This window comes from Parabacteroides sp. CAG:2, assembly GCF_000436315.1.
Classification (GTDB): Bacteria; Bacteroidota; Bacteroidia; order Bacteroidales; family Tannerellaceae; genus Parabacteroides; species Parabacteroides distasonis.
Genome location: NZ_FR885282.1, coordinates 81,032 through 84,179, shown reverse-complemented (window position 1 = coordinate 84,179; position 3,148 = coordinate 81,032). Strand labels below are relative to the sequence as shown.

Annotated in this window: 2 protein-coding genes; one reads left to right on the top strand and one right to left on the bottom strand. The window is 52.7% G+C overall.

Annotated elements, in window-relative coordinates; all coding sequences use genetic code 11:
* The first annotated feature begins 334 nt into the window (after positions 1–334).
* The gene (locus QVP94_RS06860) at positions 335–2,623 is read left to right on the top strand and encodes an NADP-dependent malic enzyme (protein WP_022192243.1); all 2,289 of its coding nucleotides are present in this window, start codon (positions 335–337) and stop codon (positions 2,621–2,623) included.
* Positions 2,624–2,734: 111 nt separating this feature from the next.
* Here the strand turns inward: QVP94_RS06860 and QVP94_RS06855 are convergent.
* Positions 2,735–3,148 (bottom strand): NAD(P)-dependent oxidoreductase (locus QVP94_RS06855; RefSeq protein ID WP_288213198.1); only part of this gene is annotated, 414 nt, incomplete at its 5' end.

The following is a 3,148-nucleotide window of genomic DNA, read 5'->3' as shown; positions in this document are numbered from 1 at the left end:
AGTTCCATCGCTACCTCGGTCTCGTCCGCTTGGGCGGTAGTTACTTGAGTTACATACCATTTCTTAGGCGCTTCCTTGTCCAAAGGGTTTATTCGTTGCACGGGTTTTACTAGTATTGCCATGATAAATAGATTTATAGGTCTCTCTTGGATGGAGGCCCTGATTATTAAATCTTCAAATATAACAATAGAGTTCCACTCTCACAAGTTAAAACCGGATTACTATTCGCACTTTCTTGAAAAAACTATTTGTAAGCAAAACCTAGTAAACTCATAATAATTTGTTACTTTTGCGGTGGTTTTAAATAGGAACAACATAATTAATAAACATACCTATGGCAAAGATTACAAAAGAGGAGGCCCTTCGGTACCATGCCGAGGGCAAACCGGGTAAGATCGAGGTTATCCCGACAAAGCCTCATAGCACGCAAACGGATTTATCCCTGGCTTATTCGCCGGGCGTAGCCGAGCCGTGTCTGGAGATCGAGAAGAATCCGCTGGACGCGTACGAATATACGGCGAAAGGTAATTTGGTAGCCGTAATCTCCAACGGTACCGCCGTACTCGGGCTGGGCGATATCGGTCCCTTGGCCGGTAAGCCGGTGATGGAAGGCAAGGGATTGCTATTCAAGATATTCGCAGGCATCGACGTATTCGATATCGAGGTGAACGAGAAAGATCCGGAGAAGTTTATCCAGACCGTGAAGGCGATCTCGCCCACGTTCGGAGGAATCAACTTGGAGGATATCAAGGCACCGGAGTGTTTCGAGATCGAGACTCGCCTGAAGAACGAGCTGGATATCCCCGTCATGCACGACGACCAGCATGGTACGGCAATCATCTCCGGCGCCGGGCTGATCAACGCCTTGGAGATCGCCGGCAAGAAGATCGAGGACGTGAAGATCGTGGTGAACGGCGCCGGAGCCGCCTCCATCTCATGTACGAAACTGTACGTGATGCTGGGAGCGCGCAAGGAGAATATCGTCATGTGCGACAGCAAGGGCGTCATCTCTACCAGTCGCCCGGACTTGAACGCCGCCAAGCGGGAGTTCGCTACCGACCGTCCGATCAAGACCTTGCAGGAGGCCGTGGTGGGAGCCGACGTATTCTTGGGCCTCTCCGTGGCGAACGTATTGACCAAGGAGATGGTACGTAGCATGAATGCCGACCCGATCGTATTCGCCTTGGCGAACCCGAACCCGGAGATCTCCTACGCCGACGCTATGGCCTCGCGGGACGATATCATCTTCGCTACCGGACGTTCCGACTATCCGAACCAGATCAACAACGTGCTGGGATTCCCTTATATCTTCCGCGGCGCCTTGGATACGCACGCCAAGGCGATCAACGAGGAGATGAAGCGGGCCGCCGTCTACGCCATCGCCGACCTTGCCAAGGAGCCTGTCCCCGACGTGGTGAACGCCGCCTATAAGCTGAAACGAACCACTTTCGGACGCGACTATATCCTTCCGAAAGCGCTCGATCCCCGCTTGCTGACCCGTGTATCTTGCGCCGTGGCGAAAGCCGCTATCGACTCGGGCGTGTCTCGCAAGACGATCACCGACTGGGAGGGCTACGCCAACCATTTACGTGAGATGATGGGGTACGATAATAAACTCTTGCGCTCGTTCACCGATATGGCGAAAGCGAACCCGAAACGGGTGGTATTCGCCGAGGCGAACCACGTGAATATGCTGAAAGCCGCCGCCGAGGCGAAAGCGGAAGGTATCTGTTTCCCGATCTTGCTGGGTAACGAGGAGCGTCTGGCCAAGATCGCCGCCGAGGAGAATATCAGTCTGGACGGTATCGAGATCGTCAACCTCCGCCACGACCGCGAGACGGAACGCCGCCACCGCTACGCCCGTATCCTTACCGACAAGAAGGCGCGCGAGGGCGTGACTTACTCAGAGGCTTGCGAGAAGATGGTAGACCGTAATGCGTTCGGTATGATGATGGTGGCTACCGGCGACGCTGACGCTTTCGTGACGGGTGTATACAGCCGCTACTCGGAGGTTACAAAGATGGCGGAACAGATCATCGGCATCCGCCCGAGTTACAAGCATTTCGGTGCCTTGAACATCCTGACTTGTAAGAAGGGTACCTTCTTCATGGCCGATACGCTGATCAACCGTCACCCGTCGGCCGAGGTATTGATCGATATCGCCCGCCTGACGCACGACGCCGTGAAGTTCTTCGCTCACGAGCCGGTGATGGCGATGCTCTCTTACTCGAACTTCGGTTCCGACAAGCAGGGCAGTCCGCTGAAGGTGCACGAGGCGATCGACTTCTTACATAAGACATACCCGGACATGGTAGTAGACGGAGAGATGCAAGTAAACTTCGCCCTCGACAAGAAGTTGCGCGACGATATGTACCCGTTCAACAAGCTGAAAGGGCAAGACGTGAATACCTTGATCTTCCCGAACCTAAGCTCCGCCAACAGCGCATACAAGCTATTGGATACGCTGGGTATCACCGAGACGATCGGCCCGATCCAGATGGGATTGAACAAACCGATCCACTTCACCGACGTAGAAAGCTCTACCCGTGATATCGTGAACCTGACTACCGTAGCTGTCGTAGACGCTATCGTTCAGGAGCAGATCGAGAAAGAAAATAGATAAGTTTTGACGCAGATGACACGGATAACACGGATAAGAATAAAATAAATCCGTGTCATCTGCGTCATCTGCGTCTAAAAGATAGACCACCAAGAGTTTTGACACAGGGTCATGTCAATTTAGATAGCTTTCGATATTCGCTATTACCTTTTGCGACAATCGCTCCATACATTGCTCCGAGTGGCCGGAGACTTTCGGGGTATATATGACATTATCGAATTGCGTCAAGGTATCCGCGTAGTTCCCGATACCCACCTCATCGCATAAGAAGAAATTCCGCTTATGGGCGCTAAGCCAACGTTGTAAATCCGGGACACGGAAAGTCGGCCCTACCGACGTATTGATCAATATCTTCAGATTACCGAACAAACGAAACTCACCCGCCCCCAGAAGAATCGTATTACGAGGCAAGCAAGTACATAAAATATCCACCTCCGGCAGCAACTCCCGCAAAGGCAGGTAAGCGATACCGGCGGCCTCGGCATCCGGCTTACGGGTACGGCTGAAATAATAAACCTCAGCCCCCAA